Source organism: Pantoea sp. Lu_F5_004 (assembly GCF_051136245.1).
Classification (GTDB): Bacteria; Pseudomonadota; Gammaproteobacteria; order Enterobacterales; family Enterobacteriaceae; genus Pantoea; species Pantoea agglomerans.
The window spans coordinates 896527-916224 of record NZ_CP194946.1; the positions used below are offsets into that span (position 1 = coordinate 896527).

Sequence of the window (19698 nt, forward strand, 5' to 3'; positions counted from 1 at the left end):
GAAAGCGTTATCCGGGGCGGATTTTGCACGGGTATTTGCCACTTTCGTGAGCTATACCGCAGGATTTTGTGCATCCGCCAGACAATCACTTCAATACGGCGATTATTCCAGGGCGATGCGCCAATGTGATCGCCACAGGCTGTTCTTATACTGAGTTCCGTTAGCCAAAGTCAGGTTATCTGTCACGACGTATTATTCATCCGAAAGAGGTTGCCTGGACGTATTACCTGCCGCGGCTGCCAGACGCCGGATGAATAAATAAAGTTTGCCAAAACAAAAAGATCGCCGTGTTTAACCCAACTTCTCTCTGATACCCAACGCGATGTGTATGCAGTCAGAGCGAATGTAGCTCACGCTATATTTCAGGAGTGCATCATGAATAGTTTCAGCCAGACCGCGGAAACGGTGCAGAAACGCACCAATGCCCGTTACTGGATTGTGGTGATGTTATTTATCGTCACCTCATTCAACTACGGTGACCGCGCAACCATTTCGATTGCCGGTTCGGCGATGTCAAAAGATATTGGCCTCGATTCGGTCGGACTCGGCTATATCTTCTCAGCCTTCTCATGGGCGTATGTTATTGGTCAGATTCCGGGCGGCTGGCTGCTTGACCGCTTCGGCTCAAAACGCGTCTATTTCTGGAGCATCTTTACCTGGTCGCTCTTTACCTTTTTGCAAGGGTTCGTCGATCTGTTCAGCGGCTTCGGCATTATCATGTCGCTGTTTATTCTGCGTTTCCTGGTGGGACTGGCCGAAGCGCCCTCCTTCCCTGGCAACAGCCGCATTGTCGCGGCCTGGTTTCCGGCGCAGGAGCGTGGCACGGCCGTGGCGATCTTCAACTCGGCTCAATACTTCGCCACCGTCATCTTCGCGCCCATCATGGGCTGGCTGGTCTCTTCCGTGGGCTGGGCGCACGTGTTCTGGTTCATGGGCGGCCTGGGCATCATCCTCAGTTTCATCTGGCTGAAAGTGATCCACGATCCCACCGATCACCCTGGCGTGAATAAAGCCGAACTGGAGTACATGGAGCAGGGCGGTGCGCTGATCAACATGGATGTCAAAAAGGATAGCCGCAAAGTGAGCTGGAACGAGAAGTGGTTCCAGATCAAACAGCTGCTGACGTCACGCATGATGCTGGGTATCTACCTCGGTCAGTACTGTGTTAACGCCTTAACCTACTTTTTTATCACCTGGTTCCCGGTCTATCTGGTACAGGCGCGCGGCATGTCGATTCTCAAAGCGGGCTTTATTGCCTCGATTCCGGCGGTGTGCGGCTTCCTCGGCGGCGTACTGGGCGGGGTGATCTCCGACTGGCTGATGCGTAAAACCGGCTCCCTGAATATTGCGCGTAAAACGCCGATCGTGCTCGGCATGCTGCTCTCTATTTCGATGGTGATGTGTAACTACACCGATACCGAATGGGTGGTAGTGTTCTTCATGGCACTGGCGTTCTTTGGTAAAGGCATCGGTGCGCTGGGCTGGGCAGTGATGGCAGATACCGCGCCGAAAGAGATCAGTGGCCTGAGCGGCGGTCTGTTCAACATGTTCGGTAACTTCTCTGGCATCGTGACGCCTATCGCCATCGGTTACATCATCGCCACCAGCGGCTCTTTTGAAGGCGCGCTGATCTATGTCGGTATTCATGCCTTTGTTGCCGCATTCAGCTTCCTGGTGATCGCGGGCGACATCAAACGTGTCGAACTGAAAACCTGGCCCGGTAAGGATGCATTATGAATACGCAAAGTTCGCCGGTGATTACTGAGATGCAGGTTATCCCGGTCGCCGGTTATGACAGCATGCTGCTCAATATTGGCGGTGCGCACAACGCCTGTTTTACCCGCAATATTGTGGTTCTCACCGACAGCGCCGGTCACACCGGCGTCGGTGAAGCCCCCGGCGGCGACACCATCTATCAGACGCTGGTAGAGGCGATTCCGCAGGTGAAAGGCCAGCAGATTGCGCGAATGAACCGTCTGGTGCAGCAGGTGCACAAAGGCAATCAGTCGGCTGACTTCACTACCTTTGGCAACGGTGCCTGGACTTTTGAGTTGCGGGTCAACGCGGTAGCCGCGCTGGAAGCAGCGCTGCTCGATCTGCTGGGACAGTGTCTGGGCGTACCGGTGGCTGAACTGCTGGGGCCAGGTAAACAGCGTGATGAGGTGACGGTGCTGGGCTATCTGTTCTATCTCGGCGACCGCCGCAAGACCGATCTGCCCTATCTGAGTGGTGAGCAGGCCAGCCACGACTGGTATCACCTGCGTCATCAGGAAGCGCTGACCAGCGATGCCGTGGTACGGCTGGCTGAGGCGGCTGCGGATAAATATGGCTTCAAAGATTTTAAGCTCAAAGGCGGCGTGTTGCCGGGCGAGCAGGAGATTGCCACCGCGGCGGCGCTGAAGCAGCGCTTTCCCGACGCCCGCATTACGGTCGATCCGAACGGCGCCTGGCTGCTGGACGAGGCGATAGCGCTGTGTAAAGGGATGCAGGATGTGCTGAGCTACGCTGAAGATCCGTGCGGCGCGGAGCAGGGCTATTCGGGACGTGAAGTGATGGCCGAGTTCCGGCGCGCAACCGGCTTACCGGTGGCCACCAATATGATCGCCACCAACTGGCGCGAGATGAATCATGCGGTGATGCTCAATGCGGTCGATATTCCACTGGCGGATCCTCACTTCTGGACGCTGAGCGGTGCCGTGCGGGTCGCGCAGCTCTGCGATGAGTGGGGCCTCACCTGGGGCTGCCACTCCAATAACCACTTCGATATTTCGCTGGCGATGTTTACCCATGTGGGTGCGGCGGCGCCAGGCAATCCTACCGCGATTGATACCCACTGGATCTGGCAGGAGGGCGATCAGCGCCTGACGAAAAATCCGCTGCAAATCCGCAATGGGAAAATTGCCGTACCGGATGCGCCGGGTCTGGGCATTGAGCTCGACTGGGAGCAGGTAAACAAAGCCAATCAGCTTTATCAGTCACTGCCCGCCGGTGCACGTAACGACGCCACGGCGATGCAATATCTGGTCCCCGGCTGGACATTTGATCGCAAACGCCCGGCATTTGGCCGAGCAACAGCATAAGGAGCAGGAGATGAGTTCAACACCGAAAGTCACCGCCATGCAGGTTATTCCGGTCGCAGGCTACGACAGCATGCTGCTGAACCTCAGCGGCGCTCACTCGCCATTCTTTACCCGCAACATTGTGATTATCAAAGATAATGCCGGACACACCGGCGTCGGCGAAATCCCGGGCGGCGAAAAAATCCGCCAGACGCTGGAAGACGCAGCGTCGCTGGTGATTGGCAAAACCGTGGGCGAATACAAAAACATTCTCAGCCTGGTGCGCAGCACCTTCGCCGACCGCGATGCCAGCGGGCGCGGCACCCAGACCTTCGATCTGCGCACCACTATTCATGTGGTGACCGGCATTGAAGCGGCGCTGCTCGACCTGCTGGGTCAGCATCTGGAAGTTAATGTGGCCTCGCTGCTGGGCGACGGACAACAGCGCGACCGCGTTGAGATGCTCGGCTATCTGTTCTACATCGGCGACCGCCGCAAAACGTCCCTCTCTTACCAGAGCCAGGAGAGCGATCCGTGCGACTGGTATCGCCTGCGCCACGAAGAAGCGCTAACCCCGGAGACGGTGGTGCGGCTGGCGGAAGCGGCGTATGAGAAATATGGTTTCAACGATTTCAAACTCAAAGGCGGCGTACTGCGCGGCGGCGAAGAGGCCGAAGCGGTTACTGCGCTGGCTAAGCGTTTTCCTGAAGCCCGTATCACCCTTGATCCCAACGGGGCCTGGTCGCTCAACGAGGCGATCATGCTCGGCAAACAGCTCAAAGATGTGCTCGCCTACGCAGAAGATCCCTGTGGCGCGGAGCAGGGCTACTCCGGCCGTGAAGTGATGGCGGAGTTCCGCCGCGCCACCGGCATGCCAACCGCCACCAATATGATCGCCACCGACTGGCGTCAGATGGGCCATACCCTGTCGCTGCAGTCGGTGGACATTCCGCTGGCGGATCCGCACTTCTGGACCATGCAGGGTTCGGTGCGGGTAGCACAGATGTGTCACGACTTCGGCCTGACATGGGGCTCGCACTCCAATAACCACTTCGATATTTCGCTGGCGATGTTCACCCACGTCGCCGCTGCCGCGCCGGGCGCGATCACCGCCATTGATACCCACTGGATCTGGCAGGAGGGCAATCAGCGCCTGACCAAAGAGCCATTCCAGATCAAAGGCGGCATGGTGCAGGTACCGCAGAAGCCCGGTCTCGGCGTCGAGCTGGATATGGATCAGGTGATGCAGGCCAACGCGCTCTATCAGAAGCAGGGGCTGGGCGCGCGTGACGATGCCGAAGCGATGCAATTTTTAGTGCCGGGATGGACCTACGACAACAAACGTCCCTGCCTGGTACGTTAACCTTTTCGGCTCCCCACGGGGAGCCATCGTCACAGGAGTTTAACCATGAGTAATGCAGCCTGGCCAAATGGATTTCGTCGTCGTTTGTTAGCGGGTGAAACCCTGATCGGCAGCTGGTGTGCGCTTGCCAGCCCGATTTCTACCGAGATTTTAGGGCTGGCCGGTTTTGACTGGCTGGTCCTGGATGGCGAACACGCGCCCAACGATATCACCACGTTTGTGCCGCAGTTGATGGCGCTTAAAGGCAGCCACAGTGCACCCGTGGTGCGTCCGCCCTGCAACGAGCCGGTGATCATTAAGCGTCTGCTGGATATCGGTTTTAACAACTTCCTGGTGCCATTTGTCGAGACCGAAGAGGAAGCAGTGCGTGCCGTCGCATCAACGCGCTATCCGCCAGCCGGCATTCGCGGTGTCTCGGTTTCGCACCGCAGCAACATGTACGGCACCCTGCCGGATTACAACAGCACCATCAATGACAACGTCACGGTGCTGGTGCAGATCGAAACCCAGCAGGCGGTCGACAACATTGACGCCATCGCGGCGGTTGACGGTGTCGACGGTATTTTTGTCGGGCCGGGCGATCTCTCTGCTGCGCTGGGCTATCTCGGTCAGCCCGCCCATCCTGAAGTGCTGAAAGTGATTAAACACATTTTTGAACGCGCCAAAGCCGCCGGTAAGCCGAGCGGCATTCTGGCACCGGTGGAAGCGGACGCGCGTCGTTATCTGGAGTGGGGTGCCACTTTTGTCGCCGTCGGCAGTGATGTCGGTATGTTCCGCAACGCCTCTCAGGCGTTATGCGACAAATTTAAGCGCTAATCAATTAAGGGGAAACGCAATGAAAATTGGATTTATCGGCCTGGGTATTATGGGCAAACCAATGAGTAAAAATCTGGTGAAAGCCGGTTATTCGCTGGTGGTGCGCGATCATAACGCTGACAACGAAGCGGAACTGACTGAACTGGGCGCGACCGTGGCGAAATCGCCAAAAGAGGTGGCTGAGCAGTGCGATGTGGTGATTACCATGGTGCCCAACTCGCCGCAGGTCATCGAAGTCTGTCTGGGTAAAAATGGCATTATCGAAGGGGCGAAGCCAGGCCTGGTGGTCATCGACATGAGCTCCATTGCGCCGCTGGCGAGCCGTGAAGTCCATGATGCGCTGGCAGAAAAAGGGATCAAAATGCTGGATGCGCCGGTCAGTGGCGGTGAACCCAAAGCAATTGAAGGCACGCTCTCTGTGATGGTTGGCGGTGATAAAGCGGTGTTCGATACCTGCTACGACATCATGAAATCAATGGCGGGATCGGTGGTGCATACCGGCGACATCGGTGCGGGTAACGTGACTAAGCTGGCCAATCAGGTGATTGTGGCGCTGAATATTGCGGCGATGTCCGAAGCGTTATCACTGGCGACCAAAGCGGGTGTGAATCCGGATCTGGTCTATCAGGCGATTCGTGGCGGCCTGGCGGGCAGTACGGTACTGGATGCCAAAGCACCCATGGTGATGGATCGCAACTTCAAACCCGGCTTCCGTATTGACCTGCATATCAAAGATCTGGCGAACGCGCTGGATACCTCGCACAGCATCGGCGCGCATCTGCCGCTGACGGCGGCGGTGATGGAGATGATGCAGGCGCTGCGTAACGACGGACAGGGTAGCGCCGACCACAGCGCGCTGGCCTGCTATTATGAGAAGTTAGCGAAGGTTGAAATCGCCCGCTAAAACCCGGTGTCGGTCTCTGCGGAAACCGGACTGGTTCAGAGCCGTTTCAATTACTCAACTGCGCTCGGATTGCCTATGAAAATCGTAATCGCACCGGATTCATATAAAGAGAGTTTATCCGCCCTGGATGTGGCATCGGCGATTGAAGCGGGTTTCCGTGACATCTTTCCCGATGCGCATTACGTGAAAATACCGGTCGCCGACGGCGGAGAAGGAACGGTAGAAGCGATGGTGGCGGCGACGAAGGGAAAAATCGTCAGGCTGAAGGTTACGGGGCCGCTGGGAACACAGGTCAGCGCCTTCTATGGCCTGTCCGGTGATGAGTCCACCGCCTATATCGAAATGGCCGCGGCCAGTGGACTGGAGCGGGTACCTGCATCGCAGCGTGACCCGCTGATAACGACCTCATTTGGCACCGGCGAGTTGATCAGACATGCGCTGGATAAGGGGGTCGGCCATATCATCATTGGTATCGGCGGCAGCGCCACCAATGATGGCGGAGCCGGCATGATGCAGGCGCTGGGCGCCCGGCTGCTGGACGCCCAGGGCTGCGAGATCGGTCACGGTGGCGGTGCACTCGCCGATCTTGCCAGCATTGATATTGACGCGCTGGACGCCCGCATTCATCAGTGCCGCATTGAAGTGGCCTGTGACGTCACCAATCCGCTGACGGGCAAAGAGGGTGCATCGGCCATTTTCGGCCCGCAGAAAGGGGCGACACCGGCGCTGGTGCAGCAGCTCGATCAGGCGCTGGCCCATTACGCCGCGATAATTCACCGCGATCTCGATATTGATGTGCTGCATATTCCGGGCGGCGGCGCAGCGGGCGGTATGGGGGCGGCGCTGCACGCCTTCTGTCATGCGGAGCTGCGGCGCGGCATTGAGATTGTTACTGAGGCGCTGGGGCTGGCTGAACAGGTAAAAGATGCTGACCTGGTGATTACCGGTGAAGGGCGTATCGACAGCCAGAGTATTAATGGCAAGGTGCCGATCGGCGTCGCCAGCGTGGCAAAGCGCTTTAATAAGCCGGTGATTGGCATCGCCGGAAGCCTGACGGCCGATGTCGGCGTGGTGCATCAGCACGGGATCGATGCGGTATTCAGCGTGCTCTACAGCATCTGTACCCTGGATGAGGCACTCGCCAGTGCCGGAAAGAATGTTGAGATGACGGCGCGTAATGTGGCAGCCACGTTAAAGCTGGCCGGGTTTAACTAACTCCCAGCATTACCCGGCCACTCAACATGGGCCGGGTTCAGCTAACCAATAGCCTTACCCAATCCCTAACAGCTGTCGGGCTTCTCGGGCGACGTTCTCCATCTCATCCTGCAGCTCCAGCAGTTCCGGCTCCAGCGCAGCGATATCGCTGGCCTCCAGCAGCTCTCTTTCCAGCTGATGGCAGAGTTGCTTCATGCGCGGCACGCCGCTGTAGCTGGCACTGCCGTGCAGCTTGTGAATAATCTCACGCAGGGCGTTGACCTCATTGGTCGACATAAACTGCGCCATCTTCGCATGCACTTCCGGCAAAAATTCCAGCAGCATTCGCAGCAGATCGCGCGCCAGATCGGCTTTGTTCGCCGCCTGTCGCAGCGCCAGTTGCCAGTCCAGGGTAGGTAATATTGGCAGCAGTTCCGGCACGGTGACCACCGGTGGTGGCGTATAGCGCGCCAGCAACTGTCTTAACTTGCTCTCATCAATCGGTTTGGCAAGATAGTCATTCATGCCCGCCTTGATCAATTGTTCACGTTCGCCATCAATCGCATGGGCGGTGACCGCCACAATCGGTGTACTGGCATGATGCGGCATGCTGCGAATAATTTCGCTGGCGCGAATGCCATCGATGTCCGGCATCTGAATATCCATCAGAATCACATCCAGCGATTGCTGACGTGCTTCACGGATGGCGTGTTCGGCGCTGCTGCACAGCAGGATGTTCTGCACCTGCTCCTCCAGCAGCGCGCCAATCAGCTTGAGGTTGGCGGGGTTATCATCCACCGCCATCACCGTCAGCGGCAGCCGGGGTGAAAGCGGCAGTTCGCTGATCTGACGGGTATGCATATCCAGTAACATCGGCAGGAGTCGCGTCAGGGAGATCGGTTTAGCGATGCAACCGTCGATGCCGCGTACCTTCAGCTCATCTGCCAGCAACATCATCGGGCTGGGGAGCGCCATCAGCACGTTGTCAGCCCGATCCAGCAGCGCATTAATCATGCGTTCATTGAGTAGCTCGGGCTGACTGATGTCGACCGGCATCGCCATCAGCAGCAGCGGATAGTGAGACGCTTTTAAACCCTCCAGCGTTTCGCTGTAATCGATCTGCAATGGTGTGGCGCTCAACATCTCCAGTGCTGCGCTGGCAACGTTAGCATCCGCTTCCACATAGGCAATGCGCGCATGTGACAGCGCATCCAGCACGCGTGGCATGCCGGGCGCATTGGGATTGAGATCCAGCTGCACGCGAATCACAAAGGTGGAGCCCTTGTCCGGCTGACTGCTGAAGGTGATTTCGCCGCCCATCTCCCGCACCAGTTTCTGGGTGATCACCAGCCCCAGCCCGGTCCCCCCATGACGGCGTGAAATGCTGGCGTCAGCCTGACGGAACGCCTGGAACAGCTGTGTCTGTTGCTGCTCAGAGATGCCGATGCCGCTATCTTCAACCTGAATCTCCAGCTCGACGCGCGTCTGTGTGATCACCCGCTGTCCGACGCGCAGGCCGATATACCCTTTCTCGGTAAACTTGATGGCGTTGCCGATCAGGTTAATCAGAATCTGTTGCAGGCGCAGCGCATCGCCAATCACGTTGTCCGGCACGCTGCTGTCACACACCACCGTCAGCTCCAGCCCTTTGTCATGCGCCGACGGGGCCAGCAGCACCAGCGTTTCATCCAGTGTGGCACGCAGCGGGAAGGGGATCGCCTCCAGCATCAGCTTGCCCGCTTCCAGCTTCGAGAAATCGAGCACGTCATTGATAATACTGAGCAGGTTATTGGCTGAACGTTCAATGGTCTGCATATAGTCGCGCTGGGTGGTGCGCAGCTGGGTTTTCAGCATCTGCCGGGTAAAGCCCAGCACGCCATTAAGCGGCGTCCGCAGCTCATGCGACATATTGGCCAGAAACTCAGACTTAATGCGCGCCGCTTCCTGGGCGCGTTTCTTCGCCAGATCCAGCTCAACGTTCTGAATCTCCAGCTGTTCCAGCGTCTCTCGCAGATCGTAGGTCGCCTGATCGATATTGTGCTGCATCTCTTCGTGATAGGCGGTCAGCGACATCGCCATCGCATTAATCCCGTTTTTCAGAATGCTGAGCTCACCCAGCATGTATCCCTCAACGCGGCTGTCGAGCTGGCCGCGACGGATGCGGTCAACGGTGGTGACCATATTGCGGATCGGGCCGGTGACATCACGCATCAGACGATAGGCAAACAGCATGGCCAGGCAGAGGCAGAAGAGCAGCATCAGCGTGGCGACAAACACCTCTTTGTACTGCTGCAGGCGCACCGACTGCAGATCCAGTTCTATCGCCACGTAGCCCAGCGGATTGCCCGACGGCTTGGCATCTTCGTCCGGCAATTCATCCACATCGTAACGCTCGGTGGTGATCGGTGTGCGCAGAATCAATACGTTGCCGTGACGCTCCATTGAGACATCGTCGGGCAGGGCGCGGATATCATCCTGTTGCAGCAGGCTGAGGTTCTGCTTGTGATTGGAGGTGACGTAGAGCTGGTTGTGATTATCAAATACCGAGATCGCCCGGACGATGCCGGAATGGCGGCGGTGCAGCAGGCTGACCAGTTCACGCATGGCGTCACGATTGTGCCAGGTCATGCTGTATTCGCTGGAGATCGCCAGCGGTTCAATGATATTGGCTCCGGCATCGATAACCTGGCGCTGCAGTTCATTGTAGCGGTGTACCACAAAAAATGAGCTGAGCAGCAGGCCAACCATCAGCGTGGGTGCCAGAATTAAAATCATCATTCGCGCCCGCAGGCTGTATTTGGTCATAATAGTCGCCTGGCTACTCCGGCATTAACGTCCCTGTGCATGCTGTCGACAAAACAATGCAGGTCGTTTTCGATAAAGAGAATTAATAACACTATGGCGCAATTTTACGTTGCAAAACAGCGCGTGACGACGCAACAACGGATCACCGTCACCATTGAGGCGCTCGATCCGTTCGGACAAGGTGTGGCGCGTCACAAGGGCAAAACCCTTTTTGTCGCCGGTGCCCTGCCTGGGGAACAGGCGGAGGTCATGCTGACAGAGGATAAACGTCAATTTGCCCGGGCGAAAGTGACTCGACTGATTAGCCGCAGTCCGGCGCGCGTCACGCCGCGCTGCCCACATTATGAACGCTGCGGCGGCTGCCAGCAGCAGCATGCCGATGTGGCGCTGCAACAGCAGAGCAAAGCCCAGGCGCTGAGCCGGATGCTGCGCCAGGTCGCCGCACAAGATGTGGCGGTGGATGAGGTGATCGCCGGTCAGCCCTGGGGCTATCGTCGTCGCGCCCGTCTGGGGCTGCAATGGCAAAATAAGGCGCAGCGGTTGCAGATGGGGTTCCGTCAGGAAGCCAGCAACGATCTGGTCGATATTCAGCAATGCCCCATTTTAGTGCCCGAACTTGAGGCTTTACTGGTTCCATTGCACCAGTGTCTCAGTGACTTACGCGCCGTCAGGCGTCTCGGGCATGTGGAGCTGGTGCTGGCAGACAACGGGCCGCTGATGATTCTGCGCCATCTTGATGCGCTGCATGCGGATGACCGTGAAAAACTGGAACAGTTTTCGCATAAGCATGAGCTGATGCTGTTCCTGGATGCGGGCGAGGAAGAATTGAGTGCGTTAAGTAAGTCGACGCCGTTTTATCAATCTCACCAGCTTAAGCTAACCTTCAGCCCACAGGATTTTATTCAGGTTAACGACAGTGTTAATCAGCAGATGGTCGCGAAGGCAATTGCCTGGCTTGATCTGCAGCCGGAAGACCGGGTGCTGGATCTGTTTTGCGGCATGGGAAACTTCACACTTCCTATAGGAATCTTCGTACATAATGTGGTTGGTGTGGAGGGGATTGCAGCATTAGTGCGGCAGGCAGCGTATAATGCTGATTTGAATAATCTTAAAAATGTCAGTTTCTTTCAGCATAATCTGGAAGAAGAAGTGTCGCGCCAGCCGTGGGCGGCACAGGGATTTAACAAGGTATTACTCGATCCGGCACGCGCCGGGGCTGCGGGCGTAATGGCGCATGTGGTTAAACTTGCACCAGATCGCGTGGTCTATGTTTCGTGTAATCCCACCACACTCGCCCGCGACAGCCAGACATTGCTGTCGGCAGGCTACCAATTGGAAAGGGTCGCGATGCTGGATATGTTCCCACATACCCGTCATCTCGAATCCATGGTGCTGTTCAGAAAAACATAAGCGATGTATGTCGTTGTGCAGGAGAGGTTATGGTTGCGGTCAGAAGTGCGCATTTAAATACTGAGGGGGATTTCGCCCTCGACCAGTGGATCGCCAGTCTCGGTATTGCCAACCCGCAATCATGTCAACGTGTGGCCGAGACCTGGCGCTACTGCGAAGCGCAGACGCAGGGCCATCCTGATCAGTCGCTGCTGCTGTGGCGCGGTATTGAGATGGTTGAAATCCTCTCAATGCTCAGCATGGATATCGAAAGCCTGTGTGCGGCGCTGATTTTCCCGCTGGCTAACGATGAAGTGGTGAGTGAAGAGGAGCTGGAAACCGCCGTCGGCAAAGGCATTGTTTCGCTGGTACACGGCGTGCGCGATATGGACGCCATCCGCCAGCTGAAAGCGATCCACAACGACTCCATGGCCTCTGAACAGGTGGATAACGTTCGCCGCATGCTGCTGGCGATGGTGGAAGATTTCCGCTGCGTAGTGCTGAAGCTGGCTGAACGCATCATGAACCTGCGCGAAATGAAAGATGCGCCGGAAGATGAGCGGGTACTGGCCGCCAAAGAGAGCACCAATATCTATGCGCCACTGGCCAACCGTCTCGGTATTGGTCAGCTCAAATGGGAGCTGGAAGATTACTGCTTCCGCTACCTGCATCCCGACGAATATAAGCGCATCGCTAAATTACTGCACGAGCGGCGTATTGACCGTGAGCAGTACATCGAAAACTTCGTCAGTAATCTGCGCAAAGAGATGGTCAAAGAGGGCGTGCGCGCTGAAGTCTATGGCCGTCCGAAACATATCTACAGCATCTGGCGCAAGATGCAGAAAAAATCGCTGGCCTTTGATGAGCTGTTTGACGTGCGGGCGGTGCGCATCGTCGCCGATCGCCTGCAGGATTGCTACGGTGCGCTGGGTACGGTGCATACGCTCTATCGCCATCTGCCCAGCGAGTTTGATGACTACGTCGCTAACCCCAAACCCAACGGCTACCAGTCGATTCATACGGTGGTGTTAGGGCCGCAGGGCAAAACGGTGGAAATCCAGATCCGTACCCGCCAGATGCATGAAGATGCTGAGCTGGGCGTGGCGGCGCACTGGAAATATAAAGAGGGGCCAACTTCCAGCAGCGCGCGTGGCGCGGCCGGTCATGAAGAGCGGATCGCCTGGCTGCGTAAGCTCATCAGCTGGCAGGAAGAGATGGCGGACTCCGGCGAGCTGCTGGAAGAGGTCCGCAGCCAGGTGTTCGATGACCGGGTCTACGTCTTTACCCCGAAAGGCGACGTGGTGGATCTGCCCGCTGGATCGACGCCGCTCGACTTTGCCTATCATATTCACAGCGACATCGGTCACCGCTGCATCGGCGCGAAAATCGGTGGCCGCATCGTGCCGTTCACCTACCAGCTGCAGATGGGCGATCAGGTTGAAGTGATCACCCAGAAGCAGCCGAACCCGAGCCGCGACTGGCTCAATCCGAATCTGGGCTATATCACCACCAACCGTGGACGTTCGAAGATCCACAACTGGTTCCGCAAGCAGGATCGCGACAAGAATATTATCGCCGGACGGCAGATTCTGGATAACGAACTGAATCAGCTCGATATCAGCCTGCGTGAAGCCGAAAAACTGCTGCTGCCGCGCTATAACGTGACCTCGCTTGAAGAGCTGCTGGCGGCGATTGGCGGCGGCGATATTCGTCTTAACCAGATGGTTAACTTCCTGCAGGCGAAGCTCAACAAGCCGAGTGCCGAAGAGGAAGATCGCGAAGCGCTGCGTCAGCTGACCCAGAAATCGTACACTCCCTCTTCACGCAAAGAGAGCGGACGCGTCGTCGTGGAAGGCGTGGGCAACCTGATGCACCACATTGCCCGCTGCTGCCAGCCGATTCCGGGGGATGATATTGTCGGCTTCATCACCCAGGGGCGCGGCATCTCTATTCACCGCGCCGACTGCGACCAGCTGGCTGAACTCATTTCGCATGCGCCGGAACGTATCGTCGACGCGGTGTGGGGCGAAAGCTACTCCAGTGGCTACTCGCTGGTGGTGCGCGTGACCGCCAACGATCGCAGCGGCTTACTGCGCGACATCACCACCATTCTCGCCAACGAGAAAGTGAATGTCCTGGGCGTCTCAAGCCGCAGCGACACCAAAAAACAGCTGGCGACCATCGACATGGATATCGAGATCTACAACCATCAGGTACTGGGACGTGTCCTGGCGCGTCTGAACCAGGTCTCTGATATCATTGACGCCCGTCGCCTGCACTGATATTCAGGCAGGCACTGAGGCAACCGGCAGCAGGAGGTTGCGCAGGCGTTTTCTGCACCACCAGACACGGCCGGACGCTATTCACGGCGTCCGGCCGTGTTGTACGCTTTGCCTCTTCGCCCGTTGCCTGTCATCTCACTAATCAAGGATCCTCCTGAATGAACGCTATTGAGCGCCTGCTTGGCATAATGAAAACCCTGCGCGATCCACAGAATGGCTGTCCTTGGGATCGTGAACAGACCTTCGCCACCATCGCGCCCTATACGCTGGAAGAGACCTACGAAGTGCTGGACGCTATCCAGCGCGAAGATTTTGACGATCTGCGCGGTGAGCTGGGCGATCTGCTGTTCCAGGTGGTGTTCTATGCGCAGATGGCCAGCGAACAGGATCGCTTTAATTTTGAGGATATCTGCCACGCAATCAGCGACAAGCTGGAGCGCCGCCATCCACACATTTTTGGCGATGCCACAGCAGAAACCAGCAGCGAAGTGCTGAAAAACTGGGAAGCGATAAAAACCGCTGAGCGGGCTGACAAAGCCCAGCATTCGGCGCTGGATGATATCCCTAAGGCTCTGCCCGCACTGATGCGCGCCCACAAGATTCAGAAGCGTTGTCACAATGTCGGATTCGACTGGACCACGCTGGGACCGGTGGTGGCTAAAGTGCATGAAGAGATTGATGAAGTGATGCACGAGGCGCAGCAGAGTGTGGTGGATGGTGAGAAGCTGGAAGAGGAGATTGGCGACCTGCTGTTCGCCACGGTTAACCTGTCGCGCCATCTGGGCAGCAAAGCGGAAACCGCGCTGCAAAAGGCCAACGACAAGTTTGAGCGCCGCTTCCGCGAAGTCGAAGCGATCATCGCTGCACAGGGGTTAAGTATGCCGGGTGCCACGCTGGAGCAGATGGAAGCCGCCTGGCAGCAGGTGAAACGGGGCGAGAAGCGCTGATTATTCCAGCGTTGTGCATAAAGTCACCGCTTTCGCTTACTCGATTCAGCCTGGCGGCAACTTTGTGACGCACGTCAACATTTCATTGGCGGCTATCGGCTATGTTAGCCGCAGCAATGCGTTGGAGGATGGCGGTGATTCATCAATTGTGGCTGATAGCGGTTTCCAGTATACTGTTTTCCCGTCCTGGTTATTCCACCGTCTTTAAACCTAAACTCTCAGGTTCAGCATGACAACGAATTATATTTTTGTGACCGGCGGGGTCGTTTCCTCTCTGGGTAAAGGCATTGCCGCAGCCTCCCTCGCAGCCATTCTCGAAGCCCGTGGTCTGAACGTGACCATCATGAAGCTGGACCCGTATATCAACGTGGATCCAGGCACCATGAGCCCGACGCAGCACGGTGAAGTTTTCGTCACTGATGACGGCGCTGAAACCGATCTGGATTTGGGTCACTACGAGCGCTTCATCCGTACCAAAATGTCGCGTCGTAACAACTTCACCACTGGCCGTATCTACTCAGAAGTCCTGCGCAAAGAGCGCCGTGGCGACTATCTGGGCGCAACCATTCAGGTTATTCCGCACATCACCAACGCCATCAAAGAACGCATTATTGAAGGCGGTGAAGGTCATGATGTGGTACTGGTCGAAATCGGCGGCACGGTCGGTGATATCGAATCACTGCCGTTCCTGGAAGCGATTCGTCAGATGGCCGTTGATGTGGGCCGCGAACACACCATGTATATGCACCTGACGCTGGTGCCGTATATGGCGGCTGCCGGTGAAGTGAAAACCAAACCGACCCAGCACTCGGTGAAAGAGCTGCTGTCGATTGGTATTCAGCCAGACGTGCTGATTTGCCGTTCTGACCGTGCCGTACCGGCCAACGAACGCGCTAAAATCGCCCTGTTCTGTAACGTCCCTGAAAAAGCGGTTATCTCGCTGAAAGACGTTGATTCCATCTACAAGATTCCTGGCATGCTGAAATCGCAGGGCCTGGATGACTATATCTGCAAGCGCTTCAACCTGAATGCACCGGAAGCCAACCTGGCCGAATGGGAGCAGGTGATCTACGAAGAAGCCAATCCGGGTGGTGAAGTCACCATCGGTATGGTGGGCAAGTATGTGGAATTGCCGGATGCCTACAAGTCGGTAATCGAAGCGCTGAAACATGGCGGCCTGAAAAATCGCGTCACCGTGAACATCAAACTGATCGATTCGCAGGATGTTGAATCACGCGGTGTCGAATTACTGAAAGATCTGGATGCGATTCTGATCCCGGGTGGCTTCGGTTACCGTGGCGTGGAAGGCAAGCTGATGACCGCGCAGTATGCACGTGAAAACAACGTGCCGTACCTGGGCATCTGCCTGGGCATGCAGGTTGCGCTGATGGAGTTCGCCCGCAATGTCGCCGGGATGCCGGGCGCCAACTCCACGGAATTTGTGCCAGACTGTAAATATCCGGTGGTGGCATTAATCACCGAATGGCGTGACGAAGATGGCAACGTCGAAGTCCGCAGCGAGCAGAGCGATCTGGGCGGCACCATGCGTCTGGGCAGCCAGCAGTGTCAGTTAACGCCGGGCAGCCAGGTTCGCCAGCTCTACGGCTCTGACACTATCGTTGAGCGCCATCGCCACCGCTATGAAGTGAACAATATGCTGTTAAAGCAGATTGAAGCAGCCGGTCTGCGCGTAGCAGGTCGCTCTGGTGATGATCAACTGGTTGAGATTATCGAGATCCCGAACCATCCGTGGTTTGTGGCCTGCCAGTTCCATCCTGAGTTTACCTCGACCCCACGCGACGGCCATCCGTTGTTTGCCGGCTTTGTTAAAGCCGCACATGAGCATCAGAAGCGTTTAGCGAAGTAAGTTTCACAGGCAGCGCGCGAACTTTTCGCGCGTTGCTTGTCTTAGGATTGACTAACTTGTACTGAGGAAAATCGTAATGTCCAAAATCGTAAAAGTCATCGGTCGCGAAATTATCGACTCACGTGGTAACCCGACTGTTGAAGCTGAAGTGCATCTGGAAGGCGGTTTCGTAGGCCTGGCAGCTGCGCCATCAGGTGCCTCTACCGGTTCACGCGAAGCGCTGGAACTGCGTGACGGTGACAAATCACGTTATCTGGGCAAAGGCGTAACCAAAGCCGTTGCTGCAGTAAACGGTCCGATTGCTGAAGCGGTAAAAGGCAAAGACGCGAAAGATCAGGCGAACATCGATAAGATCATGATCGACCTGGACGGTACTGAGAACAAATCTAACTTCGGTGCTAACGCCATTCTGGCTGTTTCACTGGCAGCCGCTAAAGCTGCTGCAGCCTCTAAAGGTCAGCCGCTGTATGAGCACATCGCTGAACTGAACGGCACCCCAGGCAAATACTCTATGCCACTGCCAATGATGAACATCATCAACGGCGGCGAACATGCCGACAACAACGTCGATATCCAGGAATTCATGATCCAGCCGGTTGGCGCTCCGAACCTGAAAGAAGCCATCCGTATGGGTTCTGAAGTGTTCCACAGCCTGGCAAAAGTGCTGAAAAGCAAAGGCATGAGCACTGCTGTGGGTGACGAAGGCGGCTACGCGCCTAACCTGGGTTCCAACGCCGAAGCGCTGGCTGTTATCGCTGAAGCGGTAAAAGCAGCAGGCTACGAGCTGGGCAAAGATATCACCCTGGCGATGGACTGTGCGGCATCTGAGTTCTACAAAGATGGCAAATACGTTCTGGCCGGTGAAGGTGGCAAATCGTTTACCTCTGAAGAGTTCACCCACTTCCTGGAAGATCTGACTAAACAGTATCCGATCGTTTCTATCGAAGATGGCCTGGACGAATCTGACTGGGACGGCTTCGCTTACCAGACCAAAGTACTGGGCGACAAAATCCAGCTGGTGGGTGATGACCTGTTCGTTACCAACACCAAAATCCTGAAAGAAGGTATCGATAAAGGTATCGCTAACTCCATTCTGATCAAATTCAACCAGATCGGTTCTCTGACCGAAACTCTGGCTGCGATCAAAATGGCGAAAGACGCGGGCTACACTGCCGTGATCTCTCACCGTTCAGGCGAAACCGAAGATGCGACCATCGCTGACCTGGCGGTAGGTACTGCAGCGGGCCAGATCAAAACCGGTTCAATGAGCCGTTCTGACCGTGTTGCTAAGTACAACCAGCTGATCCGTATCGAAGAAGCGCTGGGTTCTAAAGCGCCATTCAACGGTCTGAAAGAAGTTAAAGGTCAGTAATGACTGTGCGTTGATGTCGCGCTAAGTGACATCATCGGCCCCTGAAGCCCCGCCTTGTGCGGGGCTTTTCGCCCATTCTGATTTGAGCGCCGTCCCCTCAGCTTTTGATGCCGCACTTATGCCTGTTCGTGCAGCTCTTCATAGTCTGCCGCTTCGTCATTGAGGTCCGGTGCGTCGAGCTTTTCTAAAAGTAGCAGGGTTTGCCCCCGGATAAATTTCGCCATGCTCAGCGCGGTGGGTTCCTGTTTTTTCATCCATGTTTTCCCTCTTACGTTGTAAATTTCGTGCGATAAGGTCAGCCAGTCATTCTGATGCATAATAATGCGCCTGCGTAAAATTCACCGACGTGAACCAGGGGCGTTTAAGAATCGGATTTAACGAATGGGCCACAGGAGCGCGCTCTGGGCGCCTGAGGCGGTGCTGTAACCGGATATTATGGTACTTTGATAGCCGAAATAACAAACTTATGGAAAGGTTATTCAGGATGAGTAAGCGAGCAGAAATTATTGATGGGCGATATGTCAGTAGTCAAAAAGGAGGATTAATTTACACAGAAGTGCTTGGTTGGGTAGATCTCGGGCATGCACAGGGGACAGATATTCGTATGCTTCTGGAGCTGATGAGGAAGGGAGAATCATCAAGACAGGAGTTTTATGACGTAAGCTATTCACAGGGGATGACGTCACCCTTTGGCGTGCTACGGTCGGGTAAGATGATGACCTGGCGTATTCGGTGCGGACGGCCTTACTGGGAGCAGAAGAGCATTGCGCTGGCTATGATGATGAGTATGGCGCGAAAGTTTGAAGCTTTTCAGAGTTCATTTCCCAATAATTTGGCCACTGACAGTGGCTTCAGCGGTGAGGATCTGGTTTCAGATTTGCTGGGTTTTTACCGGGCGGTGTCGGTTCAGAACCCTTTCGGGATGCTTCGCCCTGTAAGTAAAGAAGAAGCCCTGAAACGATGGGATTACTACGGTAAAATTGGCAGCTGGAAAAACGATACCTTTCAGCCTCTGCTGTTCCCCGACCCGGAAACATTTCCGAACTCACGTCCCCGCAAAGGGGTATTACCGCCGTTCATGCGGACAGTTGTCCCCTACAACGATTTTCTGTCCGGGAATGTAATACTTCCCCGGCATGACAAAACGTTTGTAGTTATGGGATTCGATAATGGCAGGATGGGATTATGAATAAACGCATAATCGTCAAAGTATCTGGCGTTTTTGTTTTAGGTTTTTTTCTGGTTACTGGTTGGTTTTTTTTAAAATTATTCTTCTCTGGGTCAGCAACTTACACTGAAAAAGATTGGATGGAATATGAATTCTATACGCCAGGTCTGCTAAAGGAAATGCCAAGAATTTCAGATAAGTATCAATTTGATTTTAGTAATATTACCGGTCCTGATGCTCATGTATTTACTGTGCATTTTTATAACGTGACAGATAGTGAAGAAATCAGAAACTATCTGAAAAATAAAGGGTATGAACCTCAAAATTCTTGTGATGTTGAGGCTGAGTGCTGGAAAAAACATAATGACCCAGATAATGACGTAATATCGCTAGTAAAATTTCAGTCTCCAGACGAGGTTTTCGTGCAGATATATCGAAAATTTGGGACGCCATATGATGAATTCCAATGAATTTAAAAAGGATCTTTCAAAGATCCTTTTTTATCTGGGCGTAATTTCTTGCTCAGAAACGA

The 19698-nt window shown here is 55.5% G+C and carries 15 protein-coding genes; 13 read left to right on the top strand and 2 right to left on the bottom strand.

Features of this window, described 5'->3' with window-relative positions:
- Positions 1-375: 375 nt before the first annotated feature.
- From ACR8BN_RS04280 to ACR8BN_RS04305, 6 genes are all read left to right on the top strand, one after another.
- Complete coding sequence (locus ACR8BN_RS04280; RefSeq protein ID WP_031594089.1) at positions 376-1737, top strand: MFS transporter; 1362 nt, start codon at positions 376-378, stop codon at positions 1735-1737.
- Positions 1734-3080 carry an enolase C-terminal domain-like protein gene (locus ACR8BN_RS04285; RefSeq protein ID WP_010248589.1) on the top strand — a complete coding sequence of 449 codons (1347 nt, stop codon included), beginning with the start codon at positions 1734-1736 and terminating at the stop codon, positions 3078-3080. The genes ACR8BN_RS04280 and ACR8BN_RS04285 overlap by 4 nt, the downstream gene beginning before the upstream one ends.
- Before the next feature lie 10 nt (positions 3081-3090).
- Complete coding sequence (gene gudD / locus ACR8BN_RS04290; RefSeq protein WP_010248587.1) at positions 3091-4422, top strand: glucarate dehydratase; 1332 nt, start codon at positions 3091-3093, stop codon at positions 4420-4422.
- A 45-nt stretch (positions 4423-4467) separates the two neighbouring features.
- Positions 4468-5238: a 2-dehydro-3-deoxyglucarate aldolase gene (gene garL, locus ACR8BN_RS04295; RefSeq protein WP_033769945.1), complete on the top strand. Its 771-nt coding sequence runs from the start codon at positions 4468-4470 to the stop codon at positions 5236-5238.
- Between the two features lie 19 nt (positions 5239-5257).
- Complete coding sequence (garR, locus tag ACR8BN_RS04300) at positions 5258-6142, top strand: 2-hydroxy-3-oxopropionate reductase (protein WP_010248583.1); 885 nt, start codon at positions 5258-5260, stop codon at positions 6140-6142.
- A gap of 75 nt (positions 6143-6217) precedes the next feature.
- Positions 6218-7357, top strand: a complete 1140-nt coding sequence (locus ACR8BN_RS04305) for a glycerate kinase (RefSeq protein ID WP_031594087.1) — start codon at positions 6218-6220, stop codon at positions 7355-7357.
- A 54-nt stretch (positions 7358-7411) separates the two neighbouring features.
- On the opposite strand, the gene barA is transcribed toward ACR8BN_RS04305, so the two are convergent.
- On the bottom strand, positions 7412-10141 hold the full coding sequence (gene barA, locus ACR8BN_RS04310) for a two-component sensor histidine kinase BarA (RefSeq protein WP_031594086.1): 2730 nt from the start codon (positions 10139-10141) through the stop codon (positions 7412-7414).
- 93 nt (positions 10142-10234) lie between these two features.
- On the opposite strand from barA, the gene rlmD reads away from it, so the two are divergent.
- The 5 genes from rlmD (at position 10235) to eno (ending at position 17998) form a co-directional block, all read left to right on the top strand.
- Complete coding sequence (gene rlmD / locus ACR8BN_RS04315) at positions 10235-11551, top strand: 23S rRNA (uracil(1939)-C(5))-methyltransferase RlmD (protein ID WP_039389342.1); 1317 nt, start codon at positions 10235-10237, stop codon at positions 11549-11551.
- Between the two features lie 29 nt (positions 11552-11580).
- On the top strand, positions 11581-13812 hold the full coding sequence (gene relA / locus ACR8BN_RS04320; RefSeq protein WP_010248576.1) for a GTP diphosphokinase: 2232 nt from the start codon (positions 11581-11583) through the stop codon (positions 13810-13812).
- 158 nt (positions 13813-13970) lie between these two features.
- Entirely contained in the window at positions 13971-14759 is a 789-nt protein-coding gene (gene mazG, locus ACR8BN_RS04325; RefSeq protein ID WP_064703516.1) for a nucleoside triphosphate pyrophosphohydrolase, read from the top strand.
- Between the two features lie 229 nt (positions 14760-14988).
- Positions 14989-16626: a glutamine hydrolyzing CTP synthase gene (gene pyrG / locus ACR8BN_RS04330; RefSeq protein WP_010248572.1), complete on the top strand. Its 1638-nt coding sequence runs from the start codon at positions 14989-14991 to the stop codon at positions 16624-16626.
- A 76-nt stretch (positions 16627-16702) separates the two neighbouring features.
- Positions 16703-17998: a phosphopyruvate hydratase gene (gene eno / locus ACR8BN_RS04335; RefSeq protein WP_010248571.1), complete on the top strand. Its 1296-nt coding sequence runs from the start codon at positions 16703-16705 to the stop codon at positions 17996-17998.
- Positions 17999-18114: 116 nt separating this feature from the next.
- Here eno and ACR8BN_RS04340 read toward each other — a convergent pair whose 3' ends face one another.
- A complete protein-coding gene (locus ACR8BN_RS04340; RefSeq protein WP_430019142.1) occupies positions 18115-18315 on the bottom strand; it encodes a Rop family plasmid primer RNA-binding protein in 201 nt (66 codons plus the stop codon).
- Positions 18316-18482: 167 nt separating this feature from the next.
- On the opposite strand from ACR8BN_RS04340, the gene ACR8BN_RS04345 reads away from it, so the two are divergent.
- Together ACR8BN_RS04345 and ACR8BN_RS04350 are read left to right on the top strand one after the other, a co-directional pair.
- Entirely contained in the window at positions 18483-19187 is a 705-nt protein-coding gene (locus ACR8BN_RS04345; RefSeq protein WP_434747359.1) for a hypothetical protein, read from the top strand.
- The gene (locus tag ACR8BN_RS04350) at positions 19184-19636 is read left to right on the top strand and encodes a hypothetical protein (RefSeq protein ID WP_434747360.1); all 453 of its coding nucleotides are present in this window, start codon (positions 19184-19186) and stop codon (positions 19634-19636) included. The genes ACR8BN_RS04345 and ACR8BN_RS04350 overlap by 4 nt, the downstream gene beginning before the upstream one ends.
- The last annotated feature ends 62 nt before the right edge of the window (positions 19637-19698 follow it).